The organism is Burkholderia gladioli (assembly GCF_000959725.1).
GTDB classification, from domain to species: Bacteria; Pseudomonadota; Gammaproteobacteria; order Burkholderiales; family Burkholderiaceae; genus Burkholderia; species Burkholderia gladioli.
The window spans coordinates 51,792-78,769 of sequence record NZ_CP009321.1 but is presented as its reverse complement, the minus strand read 5'-3'; the positions used below and the strand labels follow the sequence as shown (position 1 = coordinate 78,769).

27 protein-coding genes are annotated in these 26,978 nt (G+C 60.7%); 3 read left to right on the top strand and 24 right to left on the bottom strand.

What is annotated here, in order from left to right; all coding sequences use genetic code 11:
- Positions 1-69 precede the first annotated feature (69 nt).
- The 9 genes from BM43_RS42070 to BM43_RS38075 all read right to left on the bottom strand — a co-directional run bounded on the left by BM43_RS42070 (position 70) and on the right by BM43_RS38075 (position 7,699).
- Positions 70-504, bottom strand: a complete 435-nt coding sequence (locus tag BM43_RS42070; protein ID WP_230676221.1) for a phospholipase D-like domain-containing protein — start codon at positions 502-504, stop codon at positions 70-72.
- A 59-nt stretch (positions 505-563) separates the two neighbouring features.
- Entirely contained in the window at positions 564-758 is a 195-nt protein-coding gene (locus BM43_RS00785) for a hypothetical protein (protein WP_036047726.1), read from the bottom strand.
- Between the two features lie 22 nt (positions 759-780).
- A complete protein-coding gene (locus tag BM43_RS41565; protein ID WP_167547483.1) occupies positions 781-957 on the bottom strand; it encodes a hypothetical protein in 177 nt (58 codons plus the stop codon).
- A 79-nt stretch (positions 958-1,036) separates the two neighbouring features.
- On the bottom strand, positions 1,037-3,358 hold the full coding sequence (locus BM43_RS00780) for a nuclease SbcCD subunit C (protein WP_036047728.1): 2,322 nt from the start codon (positions 3,356-3,358) through the stop codon (positions 1,037-1,039).
- Positions 3,346-3,867 (bottom strand): hypothetical protein, encoded by a 522-nt coding sequence (locus BM43_RS00775; RefSeq protein ID WP_036047730.1) that lies wholly within the window; start codon positions 3,865-3,867, stop codon positions 3,346-3,348. Before BM43_RS00775 ends, BM43_RS00780 begins: the two co-directional genes overlap by 13 nt.
- Positions 3,868-4,062: 195 nt before the next feature.
- On the bottom strand, positions 4,063-5,430 hold the full coding sequence (locus BM43_RS00770) for a metallophosphoesterase family protein (RefSeq protein ID WP_036047732.1): 1,368 nt from the start codon (positions 5,428-5,430) through the stop codon (positions 4,063-4,065).
- A 79-nt stretch (positions 5,431-5,509) separates the two neighbouring features.
- A complete protein-coding gene (locus tag BM43_RS00765; RefSeq protein WP_036047733.1) occupies positions 5,510-5,995 on the bottom strand; it encodes a riboflavin biosynthesis intermediates N-glycosidase in 486 nt (161 codons plus the stop codon).
- A gap of 166 nt (positions 5,996-6,161) precedes the next feature.
- Positions 6,162-7,436 (bottom strand): recombination directionality factor, encoded by a 1,275-nt coding sequence (locus tag BM43_RS00760; protein ID WP_036047734.1) that lies wholly within the window; start codon positions 7,434-7,436, stop codon positions 6,162-6,164.
- Positions 7,433-7,699: a DUF7696 family protein gene (locus BM43_RS38075; protein ID WP_080562464.1), complete on the bottom strand. Its 267-nt coding sequence runs from the start codon at positions 7,697-7,699 to the stop codon at positions 7,433-7,435. The genes BM43_RS00760 and BM43_RS38075 overlap by 4 nt, the downstream gene beginning before the upstream one ends.
- Before the next feature lie 617 nt (positions 7,700-8,316).
- Here BM43_RS38075 and BM43_RS00755 point away from each other — a divergent pair.
- The 3 genes from BM43_RS00755 (at position 8,317) to BM43_RS00745 (ending at position 10,654) form a co-directional block, all read left to right on the top strand.
- A complete protein-coding gene (locus BM43_RS00755; protein WP_036047735.1) occupies positions 8,317-8,925 on the top strand; it encodes a hypothetical protein in 609 nt (202 codons plus the stop codon).
- Between the two features lie 932 nt (positions 8,926-9,857).
- Positions 9,858-10,265: a bactofilin family protein gene (locus tag BM43_RS00750; RefSeq protein ID WP_036047737.1), complete on the top strand. Its 408-nt coding sequence runs from the start codon at positions 9,858-9,860 to the stop codon at positions 10,263-10,265.
- Entirely contained in the window at positions 10,262-10,654 is a 393-nt protein-coding gene (locus tag BM43_RS00745) for a hypothetical protein (protein WP_036047738.1), read from the top strand. The genes BM43_RS00750 and BM43_RS00745 overlap by 4 nt, the downstream gene beginning before the upstream one ends.
- A gap of 33 nt (positions 10,655-10,687) precedes the next feature.
- On the opposite strand, the gene BM43_RS00740 is transcribed toward BM43_RS00745, so the two are convergent.
- The 15 genes from BM43_RS00740 to BM43_RS00675 all read right to left on the bottom strand — a co-directional run bounded on the left by BM43_RS00740 (position 10,688) and on the right by BM43_RS00675 (position 26,855).
- A complete protein-coding gene (locus BM43_RS00740) occupies positions 10,688-12,409 on the bottom strand; it encodes an ATP-dependent helicase (RefSeq protein ID WP_036047740.1) in 1,722 nt (573 codons plus the stop codon).
- A gap of 17 nt (positions 12,410-12,426) precedes the next feature.
- Entirely contained in the window at positions 12,427-13,341 is a 915-nt protein-coding gene (locus tag BM43_RS00735) for a hypothetical protein (RefSeq protein WP_036047741.1), read from the bottom strand.
- 359 nt (positions 13,342-13,700) lie between these two features.
- Positions 13,701-14,306, bottom strand: a complete 606-nt coding sequence (locus BM43_RS00730; protein ID WP_036047743.1) for an IncC plasmid conjugative DNA transfer DtrJ family protein — start codon at positions 14,304-14,306, stop codon at positions 13,701-13,703.
- A complete protein-coding gene (locus BM43_RS00725) occupies positions 14,296-14,559 on the bottom strand; it encodes a hypothetical protein (protein WP_036047744.1) in 264 nt (87 codons plus the stop codon). The genes BM43_RS00730 and BM43_RS00725 overlap by 11 nt, the downstream gene beginning before the upstream one ends.
- Complete coding sequence (locus BM43_RS00720) at positions 14,516-15,031, bottom strand: hypothetical protein (RefSeq protein ID WP_036047746.1); 516 nt, start codon at positions 15,029-15,031, stop codon at positions 14,516-14,518. Before BM43_RS00720 ends, BM43_RS00725 begins: the two co-directional genes overlap by 44 nt.
- 10 nt (positions 15,032-15,041) lie before the next feature.
- Positions 15,042-16,910 (bottom strand): conjugative transfer system coupling protein TraD, encoded by a 1,869-nt coding sequence (traD, locus tag BM43_RS00715; RefSeq protein ID WP_036047747.1) that lies wholly within the window; start codon positions 16,908-16,910, stop codon positions 15,042-15,044.
- Positions 16,907-18,250 (bottom strand): TraI domain-containing protein, encoded by a 1,344-nt coding sequence (locus BM43_RS00710; protein ID WP_036047748.1) that lies wholly within the window; start codon positions 18,248-18,250, stop codon positions 16,907-16,909. Before BM43_RS00710 ends, traD begins: the two co-directional genes overlap by 4 nt.
- Complete coding sequence (locus BM43_RS00705) at positions 18,250-19,260, bottom strand: type IV secretion system protein (RefSeq protein WP_036047749.1); 1,011 nt, start codon at positions 19,258-19,260, stop codon at positions 18,250-18,252. Before BM43_RS00705 ends, BM43_RS00710 begins: the two co-directional genes overlap by 1 nt.
- Positions 19,257-19,997 (bottom strand): type VI secretion protein, encoded by a 741-nt coding sequence (locus tag BM43_RS00700; protein WP_036047750.1) that lies wholly within the window; start codon positions 19,995-19,997, stop codon positions 19,257-19,259. The genes BM43_RS00705 and BM43_RS00700 overlap by 4 nt, the downstream gene beginning before the upstream one ends.
- A 234-nt stretch (positions 19,998-20,231) precedes the next feature.
- A complete protein-coding gene (locus tag BM43_RS00695) occupies positions 20,232-22,709 on the bottom strand; it encodes a VirB4 family type IV secretion system protein (RefSeq protein WP_036047751.1) in 2,478 nt (825 codons plus the stop codon).
- Positions 22,706-23,017 carry a VirB3 family type IV secretion system protein gene (locus tag BM43_RS38065; protein ID WP_013700038.1) on the bottom strand — a complete coding sequence of 104 codons (312 nt, stop codon included), beginning with the start codon at positions 23,015-23,017 and terminating at the stop codon, positions 22,706-22,708. The genes BM43_RS00695 and BM43_RS38065 overlap by 4 nt, the downstream gene beginning before the upstream one ends.
- On the bottom strand, positions 23,010-23,390 hold the full coding sequence (locus BM43_RS42065) for a hypothetical protein (protein WP_036047752.1): 381 nt from the start codon (positions 23,388-23,390) through the stop codon (positions 23,010-23,012). Before BM43_RS42065 ends, BM43_RS38065 begins: the two co-directional genes overlap by 8 nt.
- Before the next feature lie 17 nt (positions 23,391-23,407).
- Complete coding sequence (locus tag BM43_RS00685) at positions 23,408-24,454, bottom strand: TadA family conjugal transfer-associated ATPase (protein WP_036047753.1); 1,047 nt, start codon at positions 24,452-24,454, stop codon at positions 23,408-23,410.
- Positions 24,455-24,730: 276 nt separating this feature from the next.
- Positions 24,731-25,918: a vWA domain-containing protein gene (locus BM43_RS00680; protein WP_036047754.1), complete on the bottom strand. Its 1,188-nt coding sequence runs from the start codon at positions 25,916-25,918 to the stop codon at positions 24,731-24,733.
- Positions 25,919-25,925: 7 nt separating this feature from the next.
- Positions 25,926-26,855, bottom strand: coding sequence for a hypothetical protein (locus tag BM43_RS00675; RefSeq protein ID WP_036052809.1), 930 nt, complete (start codon positions 26,853-26,855; stop codon positions 25,926-25,928).
- Positions 26,856-26,978 lie beyond the last annotated feature (123 nt).

Here is a 26,978-nt window from a genome sequence, read left to right as displayed (position 1 = left end):
GCTGCTCCAGTAGCCCAGGAACAGCTCCACGCGGGATCTGTCCCGCGTGGGTTGAGAGGAAGATAACAATCAGGGCGCGCGATACAACTCGCCGCGCGCGGACACCGCTTCCCAGTTCTTCAGGTACGCATCGGCAACACGAGTGTCACCCCGCAACACTACGACGTTCTCCACGTTGTACCGGGCCGCTTGCTGCGAATAGTTGTAGCTTCCGGTCTCGACGGTCATGCCGTCGACAACGACGTACTTCGAGTGCTGCGCCGGAAAGGCGCTCACAACACGAACGGGGATCCGGACCGCCGAAAGCCCGACATAGGCCGGGGCGTCGATCACCGTCAGTGCATTCAGTGCAATATCGCGCACTGACGTGTTCCCAGCTTGATCGGCAACGATCGCGAGCGTCGCCAGACGCGCCCGAACCGACATCTCGTCGAACGGACCTCGCGCGCTTTCAGGCACGACACTCGACGCGAGCTGACCAAAATCAACATTCAGGAGTGGCATATAGGATCCTCAAAAAAATGGCCCCACTCTCGTGGGAGAGCGGGGCTGCGGGACAAGGGTCAGATGCAGGGCTTGGGGTGCCCCGCAAGAAAAGTGTGGACTTGGCCATCTTTGCAGAGGACCGCGTCCGTTTTAATAGCCGGCCGCCTATTCGCGGCGAGCGAAGCCACCGCGTAGCGCAGGGCCGGCGCAGGCGGCTCCGAACCGCCGTGCATCGCGATCAACAGCATCACCAGGTTCGCCATCCCGTTCATCGAGCGTTCCTCCGTCGACGATTCAGGACGCCACGACCGCCGTAGCGGCCACCGTCACCCAGCGCCCATCAACCAACACGTCGTGCAACCGTGAGCCATTCAGCTCGTAGACGTGTTCCGTACCCATGCGGATGGGCTTCGGGCGAACCGAAACCGTCAGGCTTCGATGCAGAGCAGCATTATTGGACTTCAGCTTCATTGCGTTCCTCGAACAGAAAAAAGGCGAGGAACGCCCCTGTGGGGAACGTTCCCCACCAGGGTTAAAAATATGTGCTGCACTACCTCGCAAGTGCCGCCACGTCGATGACCGCATCGGCCTCCGCAATCAGGTCGGGCGTTTGCGAGATGAAAAACTCCCGCGCATACCCACCCTGACGGAGCACCTCGCGCTTCATACGCATGAACTGCACCTTGCGGTCGGGATCAAGCGGACCATCCGATTCGTCGCTAAACAGCGTCTCGTACGGTTGTCCCGCGTTACCAGCGATGTACAGGGCGACGCCCCGTGTCAGGCATTCGTTTATCCATACCTTCTGACCACCCGACATCACGCCGACCGCTTTGCAGCTGTCGCTTTCGGCGTCGTGCACGAGGATTTCAAATCCCTCGCGCGTGTCACCGTTGGCCAACGTGCGCTGCGTCTGGATCTGGACCGTGAACCGCGTGCCGTAGCACGCAAGCAGCAGGTCGTTCACCGTCTGCGTCAGTGCCGGGCCTGCGTCATCGATCGTCAGCGCAATCACGCCATCATTGCCCACGCCTTTCGCCAACAGCTTCCACTTCGCGATCTCGTCCGAGATGCGCTCTGCGAGTGCCTGCGTCGCTGAAAAGCCCTCAAGCTCGCGCTCGAGCGTTACCAGCGTCGTTTCTCCGGTAGCCTGACTCCGGATCAATGCTTCGATCCTGGCATCCAGCCCCGTGCAGGTCTCGCGTCGAGCGGCCATCTGGCGATCGACATCCGCAATCGCTTGCGCGACATCGACAGAAGCCAGACGCGACACCTCCGCCTCGACCTCCCGCAACAAGCCGTTTATCCGCGCCGTCTCGGTCTGTCGACGCTTCGACGCCTCGCCTCGCTCAATTTCGAGCGACGCAAGTTCCGCCTGGCCTTGTTGCATCCCGGTTTCAGCTGCATCGAGCAGCGGCTTTCGTGCGGCAAGTTCGGTTGCACGTTGCAACGCCTGCCGGGCCGCCGCGAGTCCCGAATTGACGCGCTGCAGTTCGGCGCGCTTCGCCGACAACGCCTCAACAGCCGGCGCCAGTTGATCCAGTTCCGCCTTATGGCTGCGGTACCGGGTCCGAAGGTCATTCAACGAGATGGTCTGGACGTCCACCTGCTGTGCCGCGCTCCTCGCTTGCGCGAGCAACGGACACGTCACGTGAATATCCATCCCGGCACACGGCACCGAGCCGATGACCGCCGATTGCTCGTTCAGGGTCTTGATCAAGTCGGCCTTGGTCGTGCCCTCCGATTGCAGGCTGGTGAGCGTCGATCCGACCGTTGCTGCCCGCAGTCGCTTCGCGTCAAGTTCGTCGATCGCCCGCTGCAAAGGTTCTAACAGTGCTTCGGCCTTGCTGAGCCGAAGCTGTGCATCGTCGCGATCCGCTGCGGCGCCAAGAATGGACTCACGCTGCCGAACAACGGCCGCATGGCCGGCGATCGTGTTACGAATCGTCGTCGCGCGCTGCAAGAACCGTTGCTGCTCCGCCTGCCCGTCACGCTCCATGGCCTCAAGCGAAGACCGCAGCTCGTTGCGACGCGCCCCTAGTTCCCCGAGTCGCGCCGCCGCAGCTGCGTTCTCGCCTTGCTTGGCAACCAGCACGGCGTGCTGCTGCGTCAGCGTCGCGATCTCAGCCTGTACAGCCGTGCGCTGCTCGCGCGCGGCAGCGATCTCCGAAACGTCCATCGCAATCGCCTTGCGCGTCTGATCGACTCGCTCCCGCTTTCCAGAAAATGCCGTGAGGTCTTGCTGCACCACGCCGAGTTCCCGGGCCAGCACCTTCGCGACCTCTGCAGCCTTCGTCGACAACGCACGGAGGTGATCGATCTTCAGCAGTTCAGCGAGCAACGCCTTGATCTCGCTCGCTCCGTACGACGCGAGCGGCCGGCGGTTCTGCGCCGAAAACACGCTGGTGAAAAACGACTCGAGCGAACCGCAGATCGCGTCAACACATCGATCGTAGTTTTCGCCCTTGCCGTCCGAGACAGTGCCATCCGGCAGCGATACCGGCCGCCACTCGCCATCGGTCGAGCGATAGAACAGGAAGTAGTCCGCCTTGCCGGATTTGCCGGGCTTGCGGAACGCGAAGGTCGACCGATAGCGCAAGCCATCGTGCTCCCATTCAAGCTCCTTGCGCGCCTGCAACCCGCTGATGTGATCCCAGTATGAGAACGCGTCAACCGAGAGCTTCGACGCGCGAGACGGCATGATCCGGTACGGATGGAGGTTGTCCATGATCGTCGTCTTGCCGGCGCCGTTCGGCCCCGTCAACGCAATCAATCCATTGGGCAGTGACTCCAGGTCGAGTTCGACGCTGTCGCGTTTCATCCCGTCCCGCACGCCATGGAACCCTTCAAGCAACAGTTTCAGTGGTCGCATGACTGGATCTCCGCGAGCGTAATGGGCTGCAGATAGCCGTCAGGCAGGAACGGCACATCATCGTCGTCGAACGTCAGCTTCGGCTCGGGCCGGGAAGTCGGCTTGGCCAACGTGCCGTCGACGGCCGCCTGTACCGTCCCACAGAGGCGCCGGAACGCGTCCGACGTCTGCTTGAGCACCGAGTCCCAATCGGGACAACCCGTGAGGATCTGCAGTTCGCGACCGGACCACTGACCCGAGTACCCCGAGTCGAACGACCAGATCAAGTTCTGCAGCTCGACACCCAGCGTGACCACAATTTCAGCATGATCGGATTCGATCACATGGGTAAGGACGAACAGGCCATCGCGCTGCGCGATGACAGCGCCGCGCTGAGCACCGAACGGTTGATGAAAGAGAGCCGCTGTGCACCCGCCGTGGTCGACGAGGAGCTTCTGCAATGACTTCGCGTCCGTGGACGCGGTATAGGATTGCGCCCAACGGACGCCGGCAGGATAGAGACCAAACATGAGCACACTCCGAATTGAGACGGAGTGCGCCCCTGAGGGGAACACGCCCCGTCAGGGTGGAAAAGAAAATGGCTGCAGCGCTGCTGCGTTCGATGCGCCAACGGGCGCGGGGTGAACCTCGTTTCGATAGCCACTCGGGCTATCGGAACACGGCTGTGTTCGAATGGACGGAGAGCGTTCCGTCATTGGGCGGCGTTACGCCGCGAACAGATCATCAGAGAGCCAATCCGGCTCGACTGCGGCCGTCGCGCCATCCCCCACGTGCATCAACGTTGTGGTCAGAGATGGAACGGACCCGTCGATTGGCGCGCTGCGCTGATCAGCCGAGGACTTGCCGGGACAGGCTAAACGCGCCAGGATCGCTTGCGCGATCGCGTCGGGTTCGCCGGCCTCGAGCAGCTGCAGCCGATCAACCAGCGGGTCAGCATCGACGTCGGCCAGCTCACACCATCGGGTTAACTTCGCGTCGACCGTCAGCGCCATGCTGATCCCTTCCGCCCGGCTACGCATGACAGGAAGCACGCGCGGCTCGAGCTTCACGCCGGCGGCAGTCGAGAACATCGCTTCGATCGCCTTGCGGTCGACCAGTTGCTTATGCTCTTCGTCGATCTGCCAGCGGATACGCACGAACTTCCCGGCGGATGCCGCCGCGAGCGCTTCGAGCTCGTTCATGTCAGGCGGACCGTCAAACGCAACGGAAACCATCTCCCGCGACGGTGAAGGGACCAGGACGGCCCGTGCATCGGAAGCGGAAACGTCCCAAGACAGATAGCCCTTGTCGCCGAGCTCACCGTAGTGGAAACGTCCGATCGAACCCGGATACCCCACGAGGCGCCCCTCGCGCTCCCACGTCTGGTACTTGTGGATGTGACCCAGCAAGAACGCCGAGCACTCCGCGCCAAACAGCGCGCTCAGGCTGAACTCGTGATCGAATCCTGCCATCGTGACGGCGTGTTCCGTCTGACAACCGTTCACCGTGCCGTGCGATACGCCGATCGTAGGGATGCCCGCCGCTCGGAATGCCGCATTGATCCGGCCGGCAGCTGCGAGGAACCCCCCGAGGGTATCCGGGAGATCTGTCGATGCCGCCAGCGACCCGACGCGCAGCGCCAGGTCGGCTTTGTTCATCGTGGGCAGGCAGGTGAAGATCGCCTGGGGCTCGCATTCGAGGTGATGCCGAACCTCCTCTCCAGCGAAAACCGGACCACGCGAAAACCAGAAATTCCCGTCGTAGAGGGCGACTTGACAGACTCGATCCGCTATCGCCACCGGATACCGCGCGCCCATCAGCGCGAAGTTGTCAAGCGTTCCCGGCGGCTCGTGCGTGAACGTGCCCTGCAGCATGAGCACCGGCATCGCTTGCGCGAGTCGGTGCACCTGCCGGGCGAGGGCGTTCAATGCCGGCGCGTGGGCATCAAGACGGTGGTCGGTCGAGTCACCGCTGATCACCGCCACGACAGCCTCGCGTGCAATGGCCTCACCCACCGCATGCGAAAAGCACCGGTCAGCCTCCTCGAGGTTTCCCGGCGAGTAATGCAGGTCAGAAAAATGCGCGATCTTCATCAACGCCTCCAGAAAAAGAAATGGCCGCCCAAGGGCAGCCAAGGATTGTCGATCGCCGGCGAGCGGCAATAAAAGGTGATCACTTCGAGAACGGACGGTCACGCACCCGCATCAATGTGTAACCAAGGAGGTTAAGTCCAGGCCACTTCGTGGGGTCGGTGATTCGAGAGTCGAATTGACCAATCCCAGCTCCCCAGATTTTGTCGGACCGGCTGGCCTCGACAAGAATCGTTGAGCCCGTTCCGCTTAACACCGTTCCTTGGCTGGGGTTCTGCCGGAACTTCTCCCTGCAGCCCACGAACACGATTGATTCGCGGCTTTTGATCCACGTTTGCTCGTCGAAACCAGATACGTCGCGACCGAGCTCCTTCTGCCTCTTCGGTGATTGCGCCGTCAGAATCTTCGACGCGGTTTCGTGGTCGTCGAACAGCATCGCTTTCGCGTACATCATGAACTGCTCGACGCAGTTGAATTCAACGTCATGGTAGGTAAAACGGCTCGGGTGCCAATTACTCAATACATCTTCAGCACCGAAAAACGCCGTGAAATTGCCAATTCGGCGCATGGGATACTCCGGAGGGATGGGTCGAGAGATTGCCGCTTGCGCGGACGATTTCGATGCGTGAGGCACGCGGTCGAAAGCACTTGAGCAAATGGCTTTGCTGAAGGACTCTCAGGGCGCGACGTAGAAAAAGACACCGGCCCCGAAGGGCCGGCGAATGGGGTGTGATTTACTTGCCGTGGAACGACTCGACCGCGGCGCCGATTTCACTTTGAAGTGAAGTCGGGTCCTCCAGCGCCGTCGTCAGCCTCGCGATCATCTTGTCGACGTCGGTGGGCCGTTCCACCCAGCCGCGTCCGAATCGGAAGTGGCCGTAGATGCGAAAGGCCTTGCGCTGGTCCTCCTCAACGAAGCGAAGGCGCTGCAGCAGGTCCTGCATGCGATGGCGCTTTTCGTCCATCGACTCGGGTGGGCCGTCGCCGGCTACAGCCTGATCAGCGCGCATGGCGGTGCTTTCTCCGTCAGACGGGTGAAGCTGAATCACCGTGCTGCCAGAGTCGGCAAGTGTGGGCCGCCCGGCGCCCTCGATCGCTGCCGTGGCGTCCTCGGCACCGTCGAGCAGTGCACCAATGTCGATGTCCGCATCGAGCACGGTCAGCATCTGCATCTGACGCACCGCGTCGCCCGCCTCATTGATACGCGTGATGTCGAATTCACGCTTCGAGATCCAGAACTTCGTGCCCGTCAGCTTGCCGCGTGCCAGCTGGACCGTCTTCATCGCCGCGTATGCTTTCTGCAGGACGTAGATCGAGTTCGTCGGGAGTTCAATCAAACCCAGTCCCTTGATATCCGGAATGGCGAAGATGAACTGGGCACCGAGGTTGCATTGTCGACTTTGGTACTGCGGGCATTGCTCGGGGTTGCAGATGCCATCGGGAATCGCATCATCCTGCCGGAAAATCACGTCGCGGCCGCCGAAATGGCGAGTCGCACGCTGCGCCCGCGGATCGCGCTCAACCTTCGCATACGTCTTGCAGTAGCGTAGACCATCGGGTCCGTACTGCGAGAAGTACTTCCGACCGCTCGATCCCCACGCCGCCATCTCATTCGGGATGTTTTGCATCCAGTCGTTGAAGGCAAATAGCACGGGGAAGCGGTAGAGCCGGATGCCCTGCCCTCGTTCCTCACCGTAGAGCCGGAGAATCTCGTCGGCGACGTCCGGATTGTTGAAGTCCGAGCGGCGGCACGTGAAGTAATCGGTGTTGCGCGGCGCCAGCGCATGCTTGAGCCGACAACGGGATTCGATCGCTTTGCCGATCGTCTCGAACGAGTCTCCGGCGGCCACCATCTCCTCGTACAGAGCAACCGCATCCGGATTGCCCCGAGCGGCCGAGGTCAGGACCTTGATACCGGGCCGAATCTTCCCGATCACGGGCGGGCGCATCGCCCGCTCTTCGACGACGCTCCGTACGGGGCCGCCGATCAAACTGACAACTGCATTCATGAAGGTTTCCTCGCAAGTTGGAAGATCGCCTGGGTGCGCAACGCGTCCGCCGATTGCTCGAGAGCCTTGGCTGCCGCTTCACCTCGCCGATTGGCGATACTGGACAGAAAAATCCGGCGGTCGGAGTCGGTGAACATGGCGACTTGCGCCACTTCGCAACGCTGCCGCCATGCGGGTGACGTCGTATCAGTGGCTGACCTTTCCTCTGCGATCGTTTGAGTGATCACGTCGGCAATCCGGGAATTGAGACGATTGGGGAGCACACGTACCTCCGGGGAAGAAAGAAGGACGAAAAAAAAGCGCGTTCCTCGGTCGAGGAACGCGCTTCTTGGATTCGGTGAAATGACCCAAGCACCACGTCCCTTCCGGGGACGTGGTGCTCAGGGAGCCGGTCGGCTCATAGAGAGGACGATAGGTCGTCCTCGCGCAGCATGGTCACGCTGCGCTACAACCCATTTTCGGAAGTGCCATTCCGACGCAGGTTCACGGCTCAGTCGACTACAGTCGTTCTACCCAGACAGAGGCCTGGAGAGAGACACCCGTTGCCCGGGTTCGAACGACGCCACGGCGCAAATAAATGCGGCCAGCAGCGAGTTTCATGACTGAAATGGGGAGCGCGGGCGAGGCACTCATCAGAAAGGAATTCCACACCGGTTGCCAACCAGTCGGAGCATGCCCATTGGCACGGCTTGTACAAAAGATGGACTTCGGCCAGCGAAGTCAAGGTCGATGCGTCAGGGACGCGAGAAGTAAAGTCAGTATCGCGAATATCTCGGACCGCAATCCCCGAAAAGCTCACGAAATCAGCCACGCTTTTGCCGACACCCTACATGGCGGGACGCTCAGAATTGGCAATGAGAGAGACCACCCGAAAAACCTCATGTCTGCCGTTCTCGAACCACCGCACCATGGGCGCGGGCAATCCGACGCGCCCACGCAAAGCACCCCCTCCTCCAGCGAGCCGGCGGTTCATCTCGCCACGTCCACCGGCTTGAGGCCAATCCAGCGCCTGACAAGCGACAGCCGAATCGACAAGATCGTGCCCGATTCGGACGCCGTCACGATCCTGCTCTACAGCTCAGTTTTCGCGCGCACGTTCATCCGAAGCGACTACAACTTCTGCGCAGCCAAAATATCGGTCGCTCGCGGTGGCAAGGTTCGAGCACTTGAGACCGCGCTGAGAGATACCACGGACTGGATGCGCAAGGCGACTGCCTGGGTCGAGCGGCACAACGCCCGCTCCCTCACGTTCCCATACGAACAGATCGAATTGAAGGTCACGCGCCCCCTTGCCGGCTTGCTGGTTCGCTGCCTAACCCAGTACGACCGTCTGTTTACGGCCTCGATGGAGGCGCAGCTCGCCGAGAAGATTACGCCGCAGGATCGCGTGAACATCCTGTCGAATGCAGAAGGCCGGATCTTGCACGTCAAAACCCTGTGCATCCCTGATAACGACCGCTACGACGCCGACGGAACCGTCCGCGACTGACGGCTGCGATTTCCAGGCTACCGGACCTAGACCACGTGGTCCGGCGCATTGGCTCGCCTCGAGCCTGTCGCGCATTCGAACCACGCCGCGACCTTCGATCAACCAAGGAGCCCATTTTGGACATTCGCGAGATCCAAGCGCTACACTCCCAATACTCGTCTCGACCCATCGTCATCGACATCGGCGGCCACGTCCGCGCGCTCCCTGCTCCCGATCCGCAGGAATATCACCGGAGGCGCGTCACAGCGCGGATCGCCTCCTTCGTTCAAAAATTCGGCAAGCCAGCTACGATATTTCTCGCCGTGGTGATGGGAGCAGGGGTCACCGGCGTTTGCGCGGCGAAGCTCTGGCACGCGCTCCATCCGCCGCAGCCCTCCGCGCATATTGAGCGGCCAACCGTACGCCCCGCCGTCGCCGCGCCAGTGGCCGCCACCGCTTCCACGCCCGCAGTGTCCCAACGGCGGCTCACCAGCGCGGACTTTGCCGACCCGCCCGGCCACGCGCCAGGCTCTGCCGGAATCGACTCGCAAGCGCCGCGTTCAGCAGACGCCGCTGCGCCAGCGGCACTGGTTAGCGATGCCTCACCCGCGAACGGCAATGAAAGGGTTGCCGCATCCCCCGTCCAGGCAGCGCATGCTGATCCGAAACCGACCGCTGGCCAGCAAGAAGAGTCAGCATCCGACCTCGCGCCCGCCCGCCCAGCGACGTCGACGACGCAGCACGCTGCGCAGCCGACAGCGCAATTGCAGGAACAGCCGACACGCGTCCCGAGACGCCTTCACCGTACACCTGCAGTTCGGCACCACGAGTCAGCCGTGACTACAGCGCCGGCCTCCGCGCCGCACATGGAACCCGCGAAGGCCGATTCCACCCCGAAATCCCCGACGCCGACCAAGACTGGCGACGTCCCATTGTTCTAAAAGAGACACTCCATGAAAGTAAAACCGAACAACGTGACGGTCCTGATGGCGGGTCTGGTGGTCGAAGGCAACATGATTCTCGATCACGGCCTGAGCGTCTTCGCCCTCGCGAACGGGGACATCATTTCGACAGAAGGTCTGCTGCACATCGGAGCCGGCGGGATCGTCAAGGGGAAGGTCCAGGGCGAGATCGTCCGGATAGATGGACTTGTAGAGGGCGACGTCCACGCGCGGACCACGCTGGAGATCAACGGCCGCGTTCTCGGCAACGTCTTTTATTGCGGCACTATCCGGCTAGGGCAACATGCCGCACTCAACGGGCAGCTCCGTCGTGTATCCCGTGAGCTCATCATCGAAAGCGCCCCTGCCGAGCGAGAGACGACGCACGAACGCCTGGAATCGAACGGAGCCGCTCAATGAAGAAGCTCCGCCGGGTTCGCCAAGCCAGCGGTGCCGTGGTCGCATGTGCCTGGTCCGTTCCTGTGATCGCCTCCACTGGATACATCCTCTGGGGCCTCGTTCCCTTCTTCCAGGGGGACGCGACTACGCGGATCGTCCCGTTCCTACAAGCCGCTGCGTATTTCTTCGCCCGAGCTTATAGCGGCGGGCCGCCCGGGGACCCCGCGTTTTCCCTGGCCAATTTCGAGAAATTAAATGTAATAGGCTGGGGGGCGTTTTACTACTGGGGAACGTTTTTCGATCTCGCTCTGGCCGTGCTACTACTCTCGATTGGCTCAGCAGCCGTCCCTTACCTCAATCGGCGCGCATTCGCTTTGGCGATTTGGATTAAGCAATGGGGAAGCAAGTAGAAGCTTGCGACTGGATCCCCATACCCGGCCGCATCACGCGATCGAATCTCGCTCAATACCGGACTCGATTACGAACCGCGAAACCGCATTCTTCGTGGTCGATGAAATGGTCAGGCTGTCGCGAGCTCGCGTCATGGCGACGTAGAACAGGCGCCGCTCCTCCGACTCCGGGCTCTTGCTGTCCGGCACAACCCCTTCCTCCGAGCGGCTGATCCAGACGTGGTCATACTCCAGCCCCTTTGCGCTGTGCATCGTCGTGAGCACCAAAACGCCCTCGCCCGGCTTGTTGTTGTCCCGCCTCAAGAACTCGATGCGCTCAGAGAACGAGCCGCTTAACCGGGACACCACGTCATAAATACACTGGATAGCCCGAGTGGCGACGTCGCCCTTCGCGTACGTCATCATCCACTCGTAGACGCCTTCCAGCGCAAGCGAATGGAACGACCGCAGGCAAAGTGCCTGCCACTCGCCCAGCCGCTTCATGAAGGCCCGGTAAGCGGTCGCTGTTTCCTCGTGCAGGCCAAGGCCGATCAGCTCCTGCTTTTGCAACTGGACGAAAGCGGTCCCCATGCGCTTATGCAATGTACTGAGGTCGTAGGAGCTCATGCCCATATACCCCAAAACGGCGTCGATGCCGTTTTGCTTATGGCCTTCCACGACTTGTAGCAGATTGCACATCAACGCGGCCTGCGGCTTGCTGAGCACCGATCCACCTGACGCCCGATAGTACGGCACGCCATGTGATCGACATACCGACTCAAGCGGATCCAGGATACGGTTGGTACGGGCGAGAATTGCGCAACTCTCGCCGGCAGCCAGTTTTGGTTCAAGCGCTTCAACCGCGGCCACCGCGTCGCCGTATTCGTCGTCAAATCGCCGCGCCGCAACCTCGCCCCCGGTGCCACGCGACGCATGAAGGAGCTTCGGCATGCGATCGACGTTGTTCTGGATCACGCGGTCTGCGGCCGCCAGAATCTCCGCGCGGCAGCGATAGTTGCTTCCGAGTACAACGCGTTGAGCCTCGAACGTGCGCGCGAAGTTCTCCATTCCCCTGAAACCCAGGGCAGCCCGAAACCCGTAGATACTTTGATCATCGTCACCGACCACGGTGACCTGAGTACCTGCGCGGGCGTGCAGCTCAACCCAACGGAACTGAAGCGGGTCCGTATCCTGGAACTCGTCGACGAGCAGATCCGTAAACCGGTAGGGCTTGATCTCCCCACTCTGCATCCGTTCGACGGCCAGACGCAACATATCCTGGAAGTCGATTTTGCCATTTCGCTCAAGCGCGTCTTGGTAGGCGGCGTAGAGCGCGGCCTCGGCCGAGCCTTCATCCGCCTGGCCGAAGTTGGTCTTGATCCGCTCGATGATCGGCACGGCCTCCTCGACCTTCCAGTCGTACCCGAGCTCCGCGAGCACGCGCCCCAGCATTCCGAGCCGGTCTCCGTCCGAGGCAATATCCGGCCGTCCGCGCCCGGGTTGTTGAAGCTGCTTGAAGGAGAGGGAGTGGAAGGTGCCAGCGATGAGGCGGCGCTTGGCGTCTGGCGGCGCCAACGCGAGAATTCGCTCACGCAGCTCGACGGCGGCGTCCTTGCTGAAGGTGACGGCCCCAACCATTGCGGTCGGATCCTGCAGGCGCCAAGCGGCCTTCGCGGCGCTCATTTTCGTCTTGCCCGCGCCCGGGCAAGCGATCGCGAGGCAGTGGCGGCGTAGAAGTGCCACCTCGCGCTGTTGGGGGTTCAACTCGTCGAGCATGGCACCGCCCTTTCAGATCAGTTACCGCGGACGGTGTTCATCAGCTTCAAGTGGGTCGTGTAGCCCCGCAGGCCGACCGGATGGAATTTGCGCAGAAAGCGCCCGGTTTCGTCGTCGACATCGGACTGGTCCCGAATTCCGTTCCAGACGAGGAAATCGAAGTGGTCCATGACCTGGTCGAACTTAAGGATCACCGACAGCAGGCGCATCGAGAACCGTGAGTACGCTTCCACCTCGATATCAAGCGAAGGCTTCGTCACCGTAGGCTCGAATACTGTCTCGCTACGGGCCCGCATCTCCGTCTCCGTTTTCTCCCGAAATCCCTGCGCCACATCGAGCTGCTCGCTCACATACACTTCAAGCTGCTCCAGCTGCTTCTCGAACCAGGTGCTGACAATCCCCTGCTCATTCGCGCCGTAGGTTGCCCGTCCAAAGCGCTGCATGTTGATTGTCATCCGATTCAGGTACGGCCACCATTGCTCGAACAGCGGCTTCAGCCGCGTATGCCTCATCGTGACCCGCGCGGTCACGACGGCCGCGCCCGAGAGCTGCTTGTTCATCAATTGGCGGCCGATCTCGCGCCGGCGCTGGACGATCCGTGCGCGCTGCTCAGGCGGCAGATCCCGGAACAGGGTCCGCGTACGCGCCACCTCCTCCATCTTGGTCACAGCTTCCTCGGCGCTGATCAGCCCTTCTCGCTGGAGGATGCTTGCTGACCGCTCCATCTCGTCAAGTTCCCGCTCGACGTCCCCATCGTCAGCGCCGTCCGTCGTCTGCCGATCGTCGCTCAGGTGCGCATCGCCTGCCGCGGGGCGCACAGTAGCGCCTGCCGGTGTGTTGGCGTGCGCCTGGTCGGAGGCCGCAGCCGAATCCTCGGGTGGCACGTCTGCGGTGTCGGTGCCAACGTGCGATTCTTCGTTGATCGTGCTCATGTGGATCCTTTTTTGGTTGACTAACCGCACGTGCGGCTTGCTTCTATTCTTGCGGGCGCATGCCGCGCAACACGCCCGAAACGTGAACGATTTCATGCCCCTTTCACGGCACTGCGCCCACACGCGGACGAAAAAAAAGCCCCCTCTAGGTTAGAGGGGGCAAGGCTGAAAGCTCTACGGGGAGTCGAGCTTTCCGAGGGCTGTGCACCTGGAATCATTGTGATCCGACAATCCCACCGTAATCGCCGGAAACGTCGTCTGTTTCAATAGGCTTTTCTCGTCTCAGGACCTGCGGTAGCGCGCAACCGGTTGTGGGACTCAGCGCAGAAAGCCCTATGAAAAACCTCAGCTTTCCGCCGTCATTGGTATGAGGACGCCACTTTCCACAGCAGCAAGCCGAGGCACGCCGCGACGATAAGCAAGTATGGCGCGATAATCGGAACGGGCGCGATCAAAACCGCGAACGTCATGCCGAACACCAGCAAGATTCCGTGGGCGGCAAGGTGGAACGACAAAGGGCTGACGAAGCCGGCTGCTGCGGCCCTCACCTTCCGGCGGACCGACCCATCAATGAACATCGCGATCCCGAACACCACGACACCGAGCAGCCAGTACTTCATCACGATGAGGCGATAAGCCATCCGATACACAAGACGCCAGAAATTGTGGACCCAGCGGTTCGCAAAGTCCGCCACGCCCCCGTCCTCAATCTGGGAACTGCCCGTAGACGCCATCGACGCCTGCACCAAACCAGTTTCGACGAAATAGCGCTTGAATATTCGGTTCGTGGCTACGACGACGTCCGCTGCTCGTGCCTCACCGAGGCTACTGGCCACGGACGCGGTCTCGGCGTCCGGGATGACGAACAGCGACGGCTCCGGTGCCGCCGGCAGAAGAGCTAACGACAAGAGGGGCACGAAGAAGAACCACAACTTGATGTGTCCGACGAACCGACTACCAGCCATAGAAGTCCCCAACCAGCGTGCCGACCAGGTAAATCGGCAAGGCGATCAGTCCCGACAGCCCGACGTAAAATTGCACCGGCCGCCGGCCGATAAAAGTGGCCAGCGCGTATGCCATCGCAGTCCTCCCCTGCCGGAACTCTGCCGGCGGCTGCGCAGTCGGCTCATCTTGCGCGGCCGCGGTCGAGATCACGCGCGCCACCGTATGGCCGTCAAGCCGCGTGAGCGTCCGAATCAGAAAATGCGTGAGCGACATCGTATTCCTCGAAGTACAGTCGAAAGGTCTCACCGGTCAGTGCCCGGGCGGCAAGCTGGAATGCGGCCGACTTCTGGCTGATGTTCTCCGGGCAGCGCTCGTCCACCATCTGCGGCGCCACCTTGAACCTAGATTCGAACGCCGTTACCGGCTCGAACATCGGCGACCAAACGTGGCAGCGTTCACCATCGCGCACGACAAAGCGCCGCGCATACAGCATGTGGGCAGACCCGAATAGTCCTTGCATGAACGCGACGTGCGGATCGCCGGTCTTGCGCACGCGCTTGAACGCAGCGAGGCCGTCGACGAACATCTCCTTGACGAGCGGCTCGGCCTTTCCAAGGAAGTGCTCACCAACGAATTCCGCGACACGGGCACACACCAGCTCGAGTTCGGGAGCAAAGGTGAACACCGGAGTCAGATGTGCGGAAAGTTTGTGCTCGCGAATGATTTTTTTGAATAAGGCAGCCATGCTTGGTTGTTTAGCCTGTAAGAATTGGAATGCGTCCCTGATATACCGCGCCGCCCGAAATGCGCATGAAGTACTGCAGGTTCGGGAGGGTCTGTATCAGACGTGTCGGAATCAACGGCACGGCTTCCAGCTGCTGCGACCGCGTCACCGAGCCGGTGAACTCCCCCACATGCCCTTCACTGGCCTTGCTCGTGCTGCTAGAGACGATCAGGTTGCGGATCGCGGTGTCCCCCACCTTCTTCGAGAACCACTCTGCAGTGTCGGTGTCTTCCAATCGTAAGATGATCTGGTTGTTCAAGTTCCCCAAAACCTGCAGCATTTTTGCGGCATTCCCTAGCTTAGCTTCGAGGTCAGCGCGCGTCTGGAACGCCACGAACGCCTTGAAGCCGGCGCCGCGCCCCTTGTTCAGGATCTGGATCACCTGCTCATTGATTGCCTCTGCGATCTCGTCGATGATCAGCACGACATCGGGCGGTTTATCGTAGAAGTTGTAAATCGAACCGCACACCGCCGACACGTCCGCCAGAATCATCGACGCGATGGCCTTTGCGACAATGCTGTTGGACAATGAGTCGAGCCCGATGTGCAGGACAGCCTTCTGCCGAATGACCTTCTCGATCGTCCAGATCTCCCGTTCGTCTTCGAAATCGTCGACCTTCGGAGCGAGCATCAGGCCAGTTTCCCCGGTCGCAAGCATCTGGAGCAGCGGCAGGGCCGACGCGATGATCCGCATGTAATGCTCGCGGTCATGCACGTGGGTCGCGATCAATCCATCAATCGCCTCGTGGCCTCGATCGTTCGCACCGAATCTCGCTTGGTATAGCGAAATCATCGCGTCGACTGGCGTCGAACCTGGCTTATTCGCGAACTTGACCGTGCCGGTCGCAACCTGTTCCTCCCAGTCGGTCTGGCCGCTCTCGATGAAGAAACGCTTGAGTGCTTTCTCCAGGAGTGGATCGATCCCGAGCTGCGCGTACTTCAGGATCGAGCGCAGGTTCGGCTTGTCACCAATGTACAGTTCGCCATTCACCGACCGACTGATAAACAGGTACGCGAAATCACGGAACGGCCCCTCCTCCATGAGCTGCGCGATGCGGCTCGGAATCTCGGACGGCTGTGACCAGCTATCGAGCGGCTCGAGGCGAATTGACTCAGACGGCTTGGCTTGGTTGAAATACAGGAACTTCCGGCCGGTACGCTTTGCCTCGCGCTCAGCTCGAGCCTTCCAGTCCTTGTCGTTCTTGGGATCGATGTTGATCAGCACATCGCCGCAGTGGATAACCTGCGTCGAGATGACCTCATATGTCCGCGTCTTGCCGGAGCCTGTCGTCCCGCCCACCGCCGTGTGGCCACCCATCGCCTTGTAGTGAAAGGGCACAAAACCTTTCGCCGTCTCTAGACCGTGAATCCAGGAAACGCCCTGTGGCTCGCGGTCCCGGATACTGTCCTTCGGCGCAAAGAGGCCCTCGATCATCTCTTCGAACGCGCGGCCGGCCTTCGTCTTGGGTAACCACTTCGGAAGGCCAGGAATCTCGGTGGTCGGCATCCGCAGAATGTCGTGAGCCATCTGGCAGTGCTTTTGCGTCCACTCGAAGCCGGTGCCGAGATACATCGCGTTCACTTCGGCGCGCATGCGGGTCTGGATCGCGAGCAAGGACGGCACCGCCAGCGTCGTAAGCCACTTCGTTGACAGGCCCATCCGAAACTTGAGTGCGCGCCACACCTGCCCCGAGCGGAGACCGAAAACCGGGAGCACAAACAGGGCGAAGGCCCAGCCGTACGGCATACCGGAAAGCGGCAAAACTAGGAGCGCGATCAGCCAACCGAATGCAGCGCGAACCTCGTAAATTGGCCGAAAGTGGTTGATGTAACCCCTCATGCTTCCCGCTCCTGGATCAGTTCACCGATACGCGGAGCCAGCGTAACCTCCGCAGTATCGTTGGCGAGAAGCAGGCTGCGCCGGCGCATATGTTCGATCAGCGTGTCGCTTGTGACGCCGTAACTGCCGATCGTGCGCTTGGACACCACGAGGCCCTTCTCCGCCCACCGAACCTTGGCCTTGCCGCCCGCGACGTCCTGCTGCAGAGCCGAGAAGAAGTCCGAAATCATGCGCGGCGCACCTTTCAGAATTTCGTCGAACCGGGCCTCGGCCCGCGCCGGCGTGGCCGAGGCAGGTTCACGTCGAATCTCGGCAGGATTGACGGCCGCTGGCGGCGGCAGCTCCAGCGCCATCTGCCGGTTATCCGGAGCCTTGGATGGCGCCTGTACTGCAGGCGCCGGCACCGTGCTCGCACTCGTGCGTTCCTGGCCAACCTCTGGCGGCGCGCCCGGCCCCTCCGAAATCCCACCGCCACCCGCAATCGTAGGATCCCCCGAGGAGTCGACAACCCCCGATTGATCTGGCGCCGGCGCTGGCGCAGATCCGGGTATTGGCGTACCCACTGAAGACGCAGCTTCGACCTTGGGCTCCAACTCGGCGGCCACATGAATCGCTGACGGAACCGCGAACGTTACCGGCGCGAAGACCGCCCGTTGCGCCTTGCTGTCGAACTCCGCGGCCGTCACGATCGCCTGACGAACGACCTTATGGATCAGGCTTTCCACGCCCATCGGAGCATGATTGGGATTGATAGCGCCGAAGATCTCCGCCTGCACCTCGGCGTCCAGTCCGGACAGCAACTCCGTGCCGACCAGCACATTTGCCAACATCCCGGTCCGCATGCGTTCCACCGGCAGGGGGGTTGACCGCCTCGCCATACGGTAGCTGGCGTCAGCGAGCCATGGCCCGACCGCCCCATGGACCGACGGGTTCCAAACGTGACGGTCCGATGCTCGCTCCACCTCGAAATGGCGGTACGGCTCGTCAAGTCCGGAACAGATTGCCGCGAGGAATACGCCGTAGCTGTACTGCGGCTCGATGCGTCGGCGTCGTTCCGACGGAAGGTTGGTGCCGAATTTCAATCCACCCGAGAGCCGCATCGCGAAGAAAGCCGTCTCGACCGTCCACCGAAACGCGCCAGCGGGTTCCCGGTACAGTTCCGGGCTAAGCGGAACGGACGAAAACCACTCCGCGCAGCGAATGATCGGCACCAACCACTTCCGGTCGAACTCCGTGCGCGACGATTCGTTTGCGCATTGCGCAATCAGCTCGATACGCCGTTCGTTGCGAGCCACGAGCTCGCCAGCGCCGACAGGAGCAAAGAGACGCGGATCGATCATCAAGCCAGCCCCTTCGTTGCGATCTTCGACAGACTCTTGATCGCGCCACCGCTAGCATTGGCGCCACCGCCGAACATGGATGCAAACTTCGGGATCTCGAAAGAGAGGATTAAAACGAAAATCGATAGATCAAGCGTCATCGAGCCCGAATACGGTGTCGTCAGGCCTTTCGCAATCGTGTTGCCAAACGACGTCGCTAGAGTGGTCGTCATTAGCCGCTGGAGGATCGCGGCAACAACCATGTACATACCCGCGCCGATCGTGAAGTCAAGCCAGCTCTTGAACCAACCCCGCGTAAACTCCGACATGCCAAGCGCAAAAGCGATCTTCCCCATCACGATTGCAACCGCCATCTGAATCGTGCCGAGCGAAATGTAGAAAAGGAACACCAACGACGCAACCATCAGGATGAACCACGCCGCCAACAACGGAACGAGGTTAATGGCCAAGGCGACATAGTTCCACCAGTGCTCTGCCTTCAGCGCCTCATTGATCGCGTCGAATATTGCCCCCGCCGACTTAACCATCGCCGCCGGCAACGACTGCGCGTCGGTGCCGGAAACTGCGACCGCCATGTCGTTGAACCATTTGTAAAACCCAGGAGCCCAGGTACCGTAGGCCAGATAAACCGACGCAAAAACACCCAGAATGGCGAGGTCTTCGAAAACGCTGCCCCAAGCAGCGACCGGGTCTCTTGTTGCGGCAAACCTGACGAACGCCAGGACGATCGTGACGACCGCAAGGCCGCCGGCCATCTTGTCAGAGTCTTTGTCGAGCGACTTGCTGACCGTCACCGCAAGATCGATTAGGCCCTTCATCAACTGCGTGATCTGGTCGATGGCAGCCATCGCACCTTGCGCGACCTCGCCCACCACGTAGCTCGAGCTCCAGCCGCTCGTACCGGCCGGAGTCGGGCTATCCGGCGCCGCTGCAAAAACAAGGCTCGGCAGCACGAGCCCGGCGAGCAGCAGCGCGCCCAGTAACCAAGGACATCTCTTGCTGAGCCTCATTGCGTCGTGATCCCGTAGGCCGCTCTTTCCGCCTGTTGCTTGGAAATGAACTTTTCCGCATCCGCCGCCTTTTCCTGGTCGTCTTCCGCCTGTTGCGCATCCTTTTGAGCGTCCTTCTGAGCCTTGGCCGCATTAAGTTGAAGAATGTCCGAGTTCTGGCTCGTCACGATGTCGAGGTAATGCGTAGTGATCTCGGCTGTTGCCTGCTGCGTCGGCGACGACGACAGTTGCGACTGCAGGTCCTGGCGGCGTTGCGCCATCTCGTTCGTGTGCTCCATGATGTTCGAGCCCATTTGGAACAGGTTTCGCGCGACCTTGTCGTTCTGCTGGAAGAGCGTATTCATGTCCGAGAACCACTGCGCGTTTGTCTTTCCCGATCGGCTGATAAGCCCCTGCACCTGGGTCACCCATTCGCCGCCCTTGTTCAGGTCGCCGTAGAGGCCCTGCAGCGTTCCGACCAGCCCCTTAACCTTGCTGATGTCGCCCGAGATCTGGTCATACGCCGCTTTCCAGGCCGCCGGGTTGAGGTTCTGTGCCTGCAACAGATCATTCATCATCATCTGATACTGATAGAGGATGTTGGTGTTCTGGTAGATCTCCCCCCTAACGGCCTTGGCCGCAGTCACCACGTTTTGTGCGTAGTTCATTGGGTCGAAGACCGTGAGCGCCAACGCGCGCTGGGTGACGAAGAGAGAAGCGGCGAGCGCAGCAACGCGGAGAGTAGGCAAGAATTTCATCGGGAGGCCTTCCAATCGAGGATCTGAATTTCCGCACCTTCCGCGCGCTGCATAGGGAGCTGAGGTTGGCGCGGCCCCGATAACGAGTCGCTCGCGGCCCCGAGGTTGCACCGCAAGCGGACGTGTACGGCCGTCCCAGTTGTGACCGCAGCAACTTCGTCCGAAGTAAAACCGAATGTGTCTCGATAGTGAGCGTGCCAGGCCGAGATATAAGGGCGTTCCATAGGTTTCCTGTCAGTCCGCGGTTGCCATTTCCTGGATATAGTCCTCACGCCAGGTCGGCGAACCTGTCGCAAGGTGCTTGTCGAGCGTGCGTTGCGCTGCGCCGTCGGCGCGCAGGAGCGCGAGGGCCTCTTTCGGAAACTGAGCCTGCAGCATCCGCGAGTGATCCGGAGTAACCCAGAGGTAGTCACGGTTCGGAACGCCATCGCTGATCATGTCGATCTGGTCGTCGGTTAGGCCGAACACATCGCGATAGAGCCGCTTGTTGTTCCGAGCGTCACGGTTGGGCAGGAAGAAGAAGTTCTGGATGTTCTCCTTCAAGATCTCGAAGTTCGGGACCCGCTCGAGTTGACTCAGCGACTGGGTGGCCATGACGAGCGTGCCATTCAGCCCGCGGATCGTGACCGCCCACATTTCGAGACGCGCGTAAAAATTCGGATACCGGAAGAAGAAGCCACACTCCTCGACCTCAATGACGGTGAAGCGCTTCCCGTCCAGCCACTGCGAGATGCGGTAGAAGGCATAATCCATGAACAGCGCCGCTGCCACCGGATAGTTCTCGAACAGTTCACCCATCTCGATCGCGAGATCGTCGGAGAGCGAAAACGCGTCATCGACGTGATCAAAGAATCGGCCGTTCTTCTCGCCCTTCGTCCAGATCTGGAGGCGCTCACGCAGCTCAACCGGCAATAGCGTTGTCAGATAGGAAAGAGTCCAATACCCCGGCCCATAGCCTTGCGCGAGCGTCACCACGCTCTCGTAGAGCGTCCGCTGCTGCTGCGGGGTGCATCGAAATTCCTCGCCATCACCTTCAATCGCCATCTGCACCCAATCAGACACGTAGGTGTAGTGCCGAGGCTCCGCCAATAGTGAAAGGGGGTTGACCTGCGTCGCAGCCGCGAATTTTCCAGTCGCATCGACAAACCTTCCGTCCGCGAATACAGTAGGGATGCGTGTTGAGCGATTTTTGTCGAACTTAATTCGCCGAGGCGCGAAGCGCCCCGTCTGCGACACAAGAAAATTTAGAAATATCGTCTTGCCAGCGCCGATTGGGCCTACAACCAGGCTGTGGGATTTCCCGCTCGGATCGTGCAAGCTAATGCGCTGGAGCGTGCGGTGGCGAGTCGGGAGCAGAGTGAGCGGACCGACCTTCTGCCCGAGTTGCTGCGTTAGCCACTGATTGACGTCGCCACCCTCCGCGACGCCACGCACAGGCGCAATATCCGAAATTACCGGGGTCTCGACAAACTGCAATCGCTTTTGCTGATCCCAACGGCCAGGCAGCGTAGATGCCCAAGCAGCGGCAAGGTTACGTTTTTCGATCAGCACGCCGAAGCCAGCGTTGCCGATTCGCCCGACAATCTCCCGGGCGTTGTCGTCGCATTCCTCGATCGTGTCCCCATAGACCACTACCGAGATGTTCGCGAAGCCGTACTGCTGGCCGTCCGCGACTAGCCGCGCCAGCGCGTTTTCCGCCTCTTCCGCCAAGATCTCGCGCCCCTTCTCGTTCTCCATGCTCGCTTTCTTCTCATCCTTCGAGAAGAAGCTCTTCAGAATCTTCACGGGGCTAAATGCCGCAACCTTGTAGAACTTGCGCATCTTCTCGATGTACGCCTGCGCTTTACTGGTCGACAGGAAGCGAAACATGACGCAAATGTCCAGCTCGGCGTCCACGTCGGCAAGCACGTCGAGCGCGGCCTCCTGGAAGCCCATCCACTCCTTCACCGCGATGATTTTCGCGTACCGTGTCCCGTAGGCCGATTCGAACATGATGTGCTCGGCGCCGTATGTCACGTAGCTTTCGGTCAGGTGCGTATCGAGCATCGTCACGGGGTAACGAACGCGCCGAGGCGGAACCGAGGGATTGGCGGTCTGGTGAAGAAAAGCTAGCGCGTTCTGCAGCTGCAGCCGCTTCACCTTAAGGCGCGCCACGCCGCCTTTGAACGCGTCCAGAATTCCTTCGAAGCGCTTGATATCCGACGTGATTCGCTCCATGTCGAACACGAAGGCACTACGAGCGAGCACCATATCCTTGACCGTTTCAAGCAAGGCCATTGGAACGGACTTGCCCCCCACCGTGATGTGATAAGCAATCTTTTCGAACAGCTTGTTGATCCCGGTCTCGGGTGTGTATGCGAGCGCGAGTGAATGCGTATTGCGGAAGTACCGTCCACTCCCGACGCTTTCCAAGTTGATCGCGTCGACTCGCCGATCCATCTCCGACGAGAAGTGGCCACCGATCTCACCCCGAATGCGCCGATGCGACATCCGCCACCATGCCGTGATCCGGTGATCGAAGTTCTTGCACGCGTGGTCGAGGTTGTCGCGGGCGGCCGAGATCTCGTCGGAGTTCGGGCTGTCCGCGTCCACGCCTTCGAACGTGTAAAGAGTGAGTAACGACCCATCCTTATCGAGAACAACCTCCGGGGTCACCATCGTCGCCCAAGGTGCGATTTCCTGGATTGCTCGACGCTTCGTGCGCGCACTCAAAGGGGAAGCTCCTGATCAAAGCCGTATGGCCGGCGAAATCGCGCGGCGACATCGGCAGTCGGTAACGGCTCGTGAACGTCCGGATATCGGTTGTAGACGACTAACACCTCTTTCCACCACGGATCGCTAGACGACAGCCAGCGCAGTACCCAATGCACAACGACGCCGACGACCAGGTAAATCGGCGACGTGCTGCTATAGCAGAGCAACGCCGTCAGCGTACCGTTAGCGATTGCGAAGCTTCGATCGGCGCCGCCCATCTGCCGAGGCAACGAGAGCGATCGGCTAACCTTCTTCGGCTTACGCACAGGTGTAATTGATCTTCAAGTGGTTCTTTACTATCGGGAGCGCGCACGACGCAAGTCCCAAGCCGACAACCACGGTCGAGAGAAACTTCCCGAAGTTGCTTTCCGAGTTCGAGATTAGGACCGCCCCGACGATGATCAGCACCATGCCGATCCCAAAAAGCCACGGTCCACTGACGTAGCCCTGAATGAGACAGACTAAGTCGGCCGCATTTCCCAGATCCCCGAGGTCGACTGCCTTCGCAGCCGGTGCCGCGAACGTAAGAAGAAGTGCGAGTAGCGTCGATCGCCGCTGCCCCTGTCCAAACAGGTAGTGACCGGTATCACCCACAACTTTCCGGACCTGCGAACTCAACGTTTGAAAGTGCTTATTCATCGAAAAACCCCGTATGGTTAGAAAACGCGCTCGAGGACGTAGTCCCCGTCTTTGAACCCTTTGATCGCCAAGACCTCCGAAACGTGGCGGAGCTCGCCCGTCCGTCGAAGGTGGATAACGTAGTGGAAGCAGTCGGCGATTGCCTTACGCATGTCGGTGAGCTCCCATCGGCTGCCTGGCGGGATGCCCAACATCGCGAGGCTCTCCAGCCGGCTCAGGCCGCCGCGCGCGTCGTTCGAATGAATCGAGCCCATCCCGCCGTCGTGACCGGTGCTCAGAGCCTGGATGAAGTCGTACGCTTCACCGCCACGTACTTCGCCGACGATGATTCGGTCGGGGCGCAAGCGCAGACAGAGCACGACAAGAACCTGCGTCGTCACGCCCTTGTCGGGGTTCGACAGCAGCCGGACACGGTTCGGTAGGTCGACCCTAAGCTCCATCGTGTCCTCGATCGTGATGACGCGCTCCTCTTCCGGAATGGCCTCGTTTAAGGCGTTCAGGAGCGTGGTCTTTCCGGACGATGTACCTCCGGCAACGAGTACGTTTGCTCGCTGGCGGACCATCGCGGTGAACGCTTCGCCGAGCGCCTCGTCCGCGACGCCCGCTGGGAATATCGGTCGCTGAACATCCCGCTTCGCATAGAGCCGGGAGAAGGCGCCCATCCTCGCGTAATCGGCGAGCGACAGTTTGGTGTCCCGATGCCGGCGGATCGCGAGTGCGTCGCCGTCGATTGCGGTCGGTCTCATGACCGTCGCGATCCGGAGATTCTTGTGGCCGCCGTTAATGATTCCCTGAGCCGTGCCGGCTAGCGCCGACTTCTCGACCGAGGCCGCAAGTGAGTGGATAGCGCCCTTCAGCGTCGCCGGATTGAACTCGATATCGAGCCGACGCATCACTCCGCGCTCCTCGACCCAGATGTTGTCCGCTGAGTTGATCATGACCTCAGCGACAGTCGGTGACTCGAGGTACGGCTTGATAAGCTTCAGCGACTCGAAGAACAGCTGTACGGCGTTCTCCTCGAGGCGGGCCACTTTCAAAAAGGGAATTTCGGCAATCTCGGACATGCAGCTATTGTTCAAGCTGGCACAGCCGGCCGTCGCTCAAAAGATGGGCAAAATTGACCAGCTTTCGGGCACCCTGTGGTGCATACAGCGAACGCCCTCAAGATCCGTGCTACGCGCAACCGGTTGTGGGCGCAAACCCGGAATGCTTGGGAAAAAGATATAGCTTTCTTCCCTCCGAAACGCCTACGCTGATGGCAAGCGTTCGTAAGAGACGAAAAAAAACCCGGTCACAAGGACCGGGCGGATTACAGAAAATGGCGCGCAACATGCGGCACGTCAGCAAACGACTTCAATCGTCTCGCCAAACGGTGCGCGCCGCGCACGCTTGAGCGGTGTGGTTGACGCCCAAAGGACCGGATATGCCGGCTCTTCGGATGGAAACGAGCCCTCCATATCGGTCAGGTACACGAGAAACGCCGGTTCGATGTCCTCGCCCGCAATCCGGTGAAATGGATCGATAAATGAGGTGCCGCCGCCGCCCTTCAACGGCGCCAACTCGACCAGGTCACCCTGCTCGAATATCTGAACCTGCGTCACACGCTCGTCGCAATCCATCACGATCAGGCGACGCGGGCGAATTGCGTCGGCTACGGCCAGGATCTCGGCCGCGAACTGCGCCTGCGTTTCATCCCATACCGACCCGCTGGTGTCTCGAACGAACACCGCGTCACCGACCTGGGGTTGGTTTAACGACGGCAAGTACATGCCGAGATGCAGGTACCGGCGATCAGGCAGTGCCCACGTATAGTCGATCGGCGCTGCGTCCTGCGCGAAGCGATGCAGGAGCGGTCGCCAGTCGACCACCGAGGCCACGGATTGCTCAACCGCCGCCTGTAACGCCCCGCCGAGCTTTCCACAGGCCTGCGCGGCTTTGGCCGCCTGCAGCACGGCCACCTTCCACTCGACCTCCTTCGCAACCTTGTCGGGCCCGGCGTATTGACGGACTTCCCCACAGGACGGCGTGGCTTCAGTTTCGGTGCCGCCGGACGAATGCGACGGCTGAGCGCCCGGCTTGCGTCCAAACTGCGGGGCGTCGGCCTCACCGTCGTCCGGTTGCTTCCGAGTCTGTCGCTTCTCGTGCATGAGGATGCCGTAAACCTCCTCGGCCGACATGCCCTTGAAGCGGACGTCAATGAGCACCCCTGGTGGAAGCTGCAACCCGGCGTCATCGACAATCAGGTTGACGACGTAATCGCACGCCTCATTCCAGACTTCAGGATCCCGAGCACCCTGACGCCAACAGTGCCCGCCCGCGACGTGCCATACCTCATGGGCTAGCACACCGCGAATTTGAAGGTCTGTCAGGGCCGCCGCATACACTGGGTTGTAGCCCAGCGACGCACTGTCAGTCCAGAACGTCTTGCAACTCGGATCCTCCCGAACCTTGAGCCGCAAAGCCAGCGAACCGATGAACGGGTGGTCGAGAACGAGCAACGTGCGCTGCTTCGCGATGCGTGCATCCATGGCGACCTCATGCCGCAGCAAGCAACGACAGGCCGGGCGACGACGGAGCCTGGATCTGGTCGGTCAGCGGCGCCGCCGGCGCACCGCCCATGAAGGCCGCCATGAGCCCCTCAATTTCGCTCGCCTTGCTGGCCACCTGCGAACGCAAGACACTGGACTCCTTCAGATCAGCACCGTTGTATGCAGCGAGATGCTGTTTTGCCTCTGCGAGAATGTGCGTGAGCTTCGGGTCATTGCTGAAATTCAGCTTCGGCAGCAGATCGCACAACTCTCGAACGTGATTCGCCACGTCGAGCCGGACGTTCCCAGAGCCGTAAAGTCTCGACGCCATCGTCGAGACCGCTTCGTAGAGCCGTCCGACCAGGTCGTTGTTGGCGGTCTGGATCGACGCCATAGCATGTTCGTCGACCTCCGTGCGCAGCGTAGCGAGAACGTCGTTCGGAAGATCGACCCCGAACTGGCTGGCGTCCGGGAACGGCAACACCGACAGCTTGACGCCGAACTTCCCTTTCAGCTCCGCCAAGCTCGGATAGTCCGCCTCGTTGTACAGGGTATTCATCTCCGCCCGAGCCTGCTCCTTCAGGTCCAGGTAGTTCGTTAGAAACACCGAAACAGCGAGATCGAACTCATCCTTCATCGCGCGTAGTCGTTCGGCCAGTTCCATGTAGACCATGGTCGGCAGGAGACGCACGCCAAGTTGATCGTACTTCAGCGTTCGGCTGTAGTAGTGGGAGCGAATCCGATTTCCGATCGACACGACTTCGGAGAAACTCGGCGCGTGCTCGGGCAGGAGCCGCTTGTTGAAGCGCCCGATACCGCGCGCGCTATGGCTCTTTTCGACTTCCTCCGTGACTTTCCCGTCGTAGCGGCGGGCAACCCATGTGGAAATCGCGACAGACGACAGCATGACCTTGGACTGCAGATCCGTTATGTTCATGATTGGCTCCAAATAAACAGGAAATTCCGAGATAAAAAAAAGCCACGTTCCGAGATCGGACGTGGCTACAGGCAAATGCATGAGAAAGCGTCTCATGCGAGCTTCATATTCCCATCGCTGGAT